Origin of the sequence: Xanthomonas bonasiae (assembly GCF_014836395.1) — a bacterium.
Lineage (GTDB): Bacteria > Pseudomonadota > Gammaproteobacteria > Xanthomonadales > Xanthomonadaceae > Xanthomonas_A > Xanthomonas_A bonasiae.
Genome location: NZ_JACSQX010000028.1, coordinates 1 through 7,801, shown reverse-complemented (window position 1 = coordinate 7,801; position 7,801 = coordinate 1). Strand labels below are relative to the sequence as shown.

1 protein-coding gene is annotated in these 7,801 nt (G+C 66.2%); it reads left to right on the top strand.

Going from position 1 to position 7,801, the window contains the following annotated elements:
- Positions 1-18 precede the first annotated feature (18 nt).
- Positions 19-7,801, top strand: a 7,783-nt coding sequence (locus H9658_RS22725) for an amino acid adenylation domain-containing protein (RefSeq protein ID WP_191827040.1), incomplete at its 3' end; no start/stop codon positions are given.

Sequence of the window (7,801 nt, the reverse complement as noted above, 5' to 3'; positions counted from 1 at the left end):
GTGCGCCAGACCCTGGGCGTGGAACTGCCGCTGCGGTGGGTGTTCGAAGCGCCGGTGCTGTCGCAACTGGCGCAGCGTCTGGCGACTGGAGAAGCCGCGCGACTGACCGCGATCGCCGTGGCCGAGCGTCGTACCCACATGCCACTGTCGTTGGCACAGCAACGCTTGTGGTTCCTGACCCAGCTCGACGGCGCCAGCGCCGCCTATCACACGGCGGGCGCATTGCGCTTGACCGGCCGCTTGGACGTGGCGGCGCTGGAGCGCTCCTTGCAACGCGTCGTCGCGCGCCATGAATCGCTGCGCACGCGCTTCGTGCTGGTCGACGGCCAGCCGATGCAACGGGTCGACGCCAGCGCGAGCGTGCGACTGCGCTTCGAGGACCTGCGCGGCGAACACAATCGCGAAGCCTTGCGCACCGCCCGAGGCGAAGCGCTGTACGCGGAACCGTTCGACCTGAGCGCCGATCCGCCGCTTCGGGTGATGCTCATGCAACTGGAGGACGAGGATTACGGATTGTACGTGGTGGTGCATCACATCGTCTCCGACGGTTGGTCGATCGGCGTCATGCTGGAAGAACTCAGTCGCCTGTATACCGCCGAGGTCGAAGGTGCGGCCGATCCCTTGCCGCCGTTGCCGATCCAGTACATCGACTATGCGCAATGGCAACGGCAGTGGCTGGCCGACGGCCAGCTGGAGCGTCAGGTCACGTATTGGCGCGAAGCCCTCGCCGGCGCGCCGACCTTGCTGGAAGTGCCGACCGATCGCCCGCGTCCGCCGTATCAGAGCTTCGCCGGCAGCGCGCTGGACGTCGTACTCGATGCGACCCTGACTGCGCAGCTCAAAGCGCTGAGCCAACGCCACGGCGTCACGCTCTACATGACCCTGCTGGCGAGCTGGGCGGCGCTGCTGAGCCGTCTGTCCGGCCAAGACGAAGTGGTGATCGGCAGCCCGATGGCCGGCCGCAACCGGGCCGAGATCGAGCCGCTGGTCGGCTTCTTCGTCAATACCCTCGCGCTGCGTATCGAACTGGGCGGCGAGCCCACGGTGGCGGAACTGCTGACCCGCACACGCCGTCGCGTACTCGACGCGCAATCGCATCAGGACCTGCCGTTCGACCACGTGGTGGAAGTGACCAAGCCGGTGCGTAGCACCGCGCACACGCCGATCTTCCAGGTGATGCTGGCATGGCAGAACCAGAACGAAGCGCGGCTGTCGATGCCTGGCGTGGCCACCGAGAGCCTGGAACAGGAAGCGAGCAACGCCCAGTTCGAATTGATCCTGAACTTGCGCGAGCAGGGCGAGGAGATCGTCGGCGCGCTGAGCTACATGACGTCCTTGTTTGACGAAACGACAGTCGCACGTTACTTCGGCTATTGGCGGCGTCTGCTGGCCGGCATGACCCAGGATGACACCGCGGCGATGGCGCGCCTGCCGTTGCTCGGCGCCGCCGAACGCCACCGCTTGCTGAATGAGTGGAACGCGACCGAGCGCAGCTATCCAGACACCACCGTGCATGCGCTGTTCGAGGCGCAGGCGCAACGCAGCCCAGATGCGATCGCGCTGAGTTACGAGGACGGCGCCGGAGGCAATGCGCTGAGCTATGCCGAATTGAACCGCCGCGCCAACCGCCTTGCCCATCATCTGATCGCGATGGGCGTGGCCGCGGAGGATCGCATCGCGATCTGCATGGAACGCAGCCTGGACATGGTGGTCGGCCTGCTGGCGATCCTCAAATCCGGCGCGGCCTATGTGCCGATCGATCCTTCGTATCCGCACCATCGTCTGCGCCACATGCTGGACGATTGCGCGCCGAAAGCGGCGCTGAGCCATGGTCAGTTGACGCAGACGATCGCTGCGCTGGCCGCAGCGTCCGAAGCGCCGTTCCCCGTGCTCGATCTCGATCTGATGTCGACGCAGTCGCATAGCGATGCGAATCCGTCGGTCGCGGTGAGCGGGTCGCACCTGGCCTACATGATCTATACCTCGGGTTCGACCGGCCTGCCCAAGGGGGCGATGAACGAACATCGCGGCGTGGTCAATCGTTTGCTGTGGGCGCAGGATCAGTTCGGGCTCGACGCAAGCGATCGCGTTCTGCAGAAGACCACCTTCGGCTTCGACGTGTCGGTATGGGAGTTCTTCCTGCCGTTGCTGGCTGGCGCGCGCGTGACCCTGGCCCGGCCCGGCGGCCACCAGGACCCAGCGTACCTGGTCGAGATGATCGAGCACTGCGGCATTACCGTGATGCACTTCGTGCCCTCGATGCTGCAGGCCTTTCTGACGCAGAGCGATCTGGCGCGCTGCGGTTCGCTGCGTCACGTCAAGTGCAGCGGTGAAGCCTTGCCCTATGCCTTGCAGCAACGCTTCCGTGCCGCATTGCCGCACGCGCAGTTGCACAATCTGTACGGGCCGACCGAGGCCGCCGTCGACGTCACCTACTGGCGGTGTGTCGACGACGCGCATGCCGGCATCGTGCCGATCGGCAAGCCGGTCGCCAACACCGCGGTCTATCTGCTCGACGCGCACGGCGAGCCGGTTCCGGTCGGCGTCGCCGGCGAATTGCATATCGGCGGTGTGCAAGTCGGCCGCGGCTATCGCAACCGCGCGGAGCTCACCGCAGAACGTTTCATCGCCGATCCCTACTCGCGGGATCCACGGGCACGCCTGTACCGCAGTGGCGACCTGGCGCGTTGGTTGCCAGACGGCAGCGTCGAGTATCTCGGACGCAACGACTTCCAGGTGAAGATTCGCGGCTTCCGCATCGAACTCGGCGAGATCGAAGCCAAGCTCGCCGAATGCGAGCACGTGCGCGAGGCGGTGGTGCTGGCCCGCGAGGACGTGGCGGGCGAGAAGCGGTTGGTAGCCTACCTGACCATGTCGGTCGAGTCTTCCACGGCCGTCGCCGACCTGCGCGCTCGGCTGTTGGTGCAGCTGCCCGAGTACATGGTCCCCAGCGCGTTCGTCATTCTGCCGTCGCTACCGCTCACGCCGAACGGCAAGCTGGATCGCAAGGCCTTGCCAGCGCCGGACGGCGCGGCCTATGCGCGCCGCGGCCATGCGGCGCCGCAAGGACATGTGGAAGCCACTCTCGCGAAGATCTGGATCGAGCTGCTGAAGCTCGACCGGGTCGGCCGCTTCGACGACTTCTTCGAACTCGGCGGCCATTCGCTACTCGCGGTGCAGCTGGCGACGCGTGTGCGCGATGCGCTCGATGTCGAGCTGAACCTGCGCGACGTGTTCGAAGCCTCCGAACTCGCACGCCTGGCCGAACGCGTATCGCTCGCGACCTCGTCGGTGACAACGGCGATCGAGATCGTGCAGCGCCAGTCATACATGCCGCTGTCGCCGGCACAGCAACGTCTGTGGTTCCTGACCCAAGTCGACGGCGCAAGCGCCGCTTATCACTCGGCCGGCGCTCTTCGCCTCATCGGTGCATTAGATCGCGGCGCGCTGGCGCGGGCGCTGCGGCGCATCGTCGAGCGACATGAGATCCTGCGGACACGCTTTGTGCTGGTAGAAGGCGAGCCGATGCAGCAGTTCGTCGGCGCAGATGCGTTCGATCTGCGCTTGGAAGACGTGCGGGCCGCGCAAGATCCCGAGGGCGCCAGCCAAGCGCTCGGCACCGCCTTCCTCGCGCAGCCCTTCGATCTGGGTGCGGCACTGCCGATCCGCATGCAATTGGTGCAGATCGCGCACGACGTCCATGCCTTGCACGCGGTGCTGCACCACATCGTCTCCGACGGTTGGTCGATCGGTGTGTTGCTCGACGAACTCGGCGCGTTCTATGCCTTGGAAGTCGGAGCCGCGGCGCAATCGCCGGCGCCGTTGCCCGTGCAGTACATCGATTATGCCCAATGGCAATGGCAGTGGCTGGCCGGCGGTCCGGCCGAGCGGCAGGCGAAGTACTGGCGCGAAACCCTGGCCGGTGCGCCGACCCTGCTCGAGCTGCCGACCGATCGTGCACGCGCGCCGCATCAGGATTTCGCCGGCGCGGCCATCGGCCTGCATCTGGACGAAACGCTCTACATGGGTCTGAAGAGGCTGAGCCAGCGTTACGGCACGACCCTGTACATGACCCTGCTCGCGAGTTGGGCGGCGGTGTTGAGCCGCTTGTCGGGGCAGGACGAGGTCGTGATCGGCAGCCCGGTCGCAGGCCGCGCTCGCACCGAGATCGAACCGTTGATCGGCTTCTTCGTCAACACGCTGCCGCTGCGCATCGACTTGAGCGGCGAGCCGACCGTGGCCGAACTGTTGTCGCGCACGCGAGCCCAGGTGCTCGACGCACAGGCGCACCAGGATCTGCCATTCGATCGGATCGTCGAAGCGGTGAAGCCGCCGCGCAGCACCGCGCATTCGCCGGTCTTCCAGGTGATGCTGGCTTGGCAGAGCCAGGCCGAGGGCCGCTTGCATCTGGCCGGCATCGACGTCGCCGAGCAGGCACTGGCGACGACGACCGCGCCGTTCGAGCTGATTCTCGATCTGCGCGATACCGGCAGCGCTATCGAGGGCGCGCTCGGCTATATGACCTCGTTGTTCGATGCGGAAACGGTATCGCGCTACGCCGAATACTGGCAGCGCTTGCTGCACGCCATGGCCGCCGACGGCGAGGCCTTCGTCGCGCGCTTGCCCTTGTTGGGCGCCGCCGAGAGCGCTCGGATGCTGTCGGAATGGAACGCGACGGCATTGGCGTACCCGCGTGAGGCTTGCCTGCACGATTTGTTCGAAGCGCAGGCGCAACGTACGCCTGACGCGATTGCCTTGGTGGCGGGCGAGGAGCGGCTCAGTTACGACGAGCTGAATCGCCGCGCGAATCGTTTGAGCCGGCATTTGCGCAGCCTGGGCGTTGCCCCCGACGATCGGGTTGGTCTGTGCCTGGAACGCAATGCCGGGATGATGGTGGCGTTGCTGGCGACGTTGAAGTCGGGCGGGGCGTATGTGCCCCTGGATCCGGCGTATCCGCCGGATCGCCTGGCGCAGATCCTCGACGATGCGACGCCGCGCGTGGTGCTTGCCGATGCGGTGGGCCTGCCGGTGTTGGCACAGGCATTGGACCGCGCCGAAAACACATCCTCGCCGGTGATCGTGGATATCGACACCGACGCGGCACAGTGGGAAAACGCCTCCGATGAGAACGTCGCGGTCGCTGGTTTGCGCTCGTCGAATCTCGCCTACCTGATCTACACTTCCGGCTCGACCGGACGGCCCAAGGGCGTGGCGATCGAGCATCGCAACGCGGTGAACTTCCTCAGCTGGGCCACGGGGGCGTTCAGCGCGCACGACCTGAGCAACTGCCTGTTCTCGACCTCGATCAATTTCGATCTGTCGTTGTTCGAGTACGGTGCACCGCTGTCTGTCGGCGGCACCGTGACCTTGGTCGCGAATGCGCTGACGTTGTTGGACGCCGCGCACCCGGTGACGCTGATTAACACCGTCCCCTCGGCAATGGCCGAGTTGACCCGTGCGCAGGCCATTCCGCCCAGCGTGCGCGTGGTCAATGTGGCAGGCGAGGCGCTCAAGCGTTCGCTGGCGGAACGCATCCTGGCCAGCGCCAACGTCGAACGTCTGTGCAATCTGTACGGGCCGTCGGAGACGACGACCTATTCGACCTGGACCACGATGACGCGCGACAGCGGCTTTGTCGGCGATATCGGCGGCCCGGTCGGCAACACGCAGGTCTATGTGCTGGACACGGCCGGTGCGCCGGTGCCGATCGGCGTAGCCGGCGAGATCTGGATCGCCGGTGCGGGCGTGGCGCGCGGCTACCTGGGCCAACCCGAGCTTACGGCCGAGCGCTTCGTCTGCGATCCGTTCGCGGCCGATCCCGCCGCGCGGATGTATTGCACCGGCGATCTGGGCCGTTGGTCGGATGAGGGCAAAGTCACTTTGCTGGGTCGCAACGACTTCCAGGTGAAGATCCGCGGCTTCCGCATCGAGCTGGGCGAGGTCGAATCCAAGCTGGTCGAAAGCCTGGGGGTTCGCGAAGCGGTCGTGCTGGCGCGCGAGGATGCGGCTGGCGGGAAGCGTCTGGTCGCTTACTGCCTGGCCGACGAGACGCTGGACATCGCCTCGGTGCGCGAGCATCTGGCCAAGCGCTTGCCGGAGTACATGCTGCCGTCGGCGTTCGTGCGATTGCCTGCATGGCCGCTGACGCCGAACGGCAAGCTCGATCGCAAGGCATTGCCGGCGCCGGACGACTCTGCATATGCGCGACGCGCTTTCGAGGCGCCGCAAAGCGAGACCGAGCGAGGCCTGGCGGTGATCTGGGCCGAGTTGCTGGCGGTCGAGGCGATCAGCCGCTTCGACGATTTCTTCGAGCTCGGCGGACATTCGCTGTTGGCCGTGCAATTGGCGTCGCGGGTGCGCAAGACGTTCGATGTCGACTTGTCGATGCGCGAGCTGTTCGAGTTGCCGACCCTGTCGCGGCTGGCCGCGCACGTCGCGGCGGGGCGGCGCTCGGATCAATCGGCAATTCTGCCGGCGGCACGGCAGGCGTTCATGCCCTTGTCGCAGGCACAACGGCGTCTGTGGTTTCTGAGCCAGATCGACGGCGCGAGCGCCGCCTATCACTTGTCGGGCGCGCAGCGTCTGCGTGGCGCGCTGGATCTGGCCGCGCTGTCGCATGCGCTCGATCAGGTTGTGGCGCGGCATGACGTGCTGCGGACGCGATTCGTGTTGGTCGACGGGCAGCCGATGCAGCAGGTGGCGGCGCACGCTGCGGCCGATCTGCGCGTGCGCGATCTGCGCGGTCACGACGATGTCGAAGCGGCGAATTCGACACTCAACGAGGCCTTGTTCGCGCAGGCCTTCGATCTGGAGCACGATCCGCTGCTGCGCGTGCAGGTGGCGCAGCTGGGCGAGAACGATTTCGGACTGGCGGTGGTGATGCACCACATCATCTCCGACGGCTGGTCGATCGGCGTGATGCTGGAAGAGCTGAGCCGCCTCTATGTCGCGAAACTGCAGGGCGATCGCGATCCGCTGCCGCCGTTGCCGGTGCAATACGTCGACTACGCGCAATGGCAGCGGCAATGGCTGGCGGACGGCCAGTCACAACGCCAGGTCGCGTATTGGCGTGAGGCATTGAGCGGCGCGCCCGCTTTGCTGGAACTGCCGACCGACCGTCCGCGTCCGTCGCATCAGGATTTCTCTGGAGCCGCGCTCGAGCTCAGTCTGGATGCGGATCTGACCGCGCGGCTGAGGGCGCTGAGCCACCGCCACGGTGCGACCTTGTACATGACCCTGCTTGCGAGTTGGGCCGCAGTGCTCGGCCGTCTATCCGGTCAGGACGAGGTGGTGATCGGCAGCCCGGTCGCAGGTCGCAACCGCGTGGAAATCGAGCCGCTGATCGGTTTCTTCGTCAACACGCTGGCGTTGCGCATCGATCTGGCCGGCACGCCGACGGTCGCCGAGTTGCTGGCGCGCACACGCGGTTGCGTGCTCGAGGCACAGTCGCATCAGGATCTGCCGTTCGATCAAGTGGTCGAAGCGGTCAAGCCGCCGCGCAATCCATCGCATACACCGGTGTTCCAAACGCTGCTGGCTTGGCAGACACAGGACGAAGGCCAGTTGTCGTTGCCGGGCATCGAAGCGACGGCCGTTGCCACGGTGCTGCGCACGGCGCAGTTCGATCTGACCCTTGGCTTGCGCGAAACCGCGCAGGGTATCGAGGGTGGCCTGAACTACGCGACCGCGCTGTTCGATCGAGCAACCGTGGCGCGTTACGCGGACTACTGGCAGCGCTTGCTGACAGCGATGGCCGACGACGATGCGGCGCCGGTGTCGGCGCTGCCGTTGCTGGGCGAGG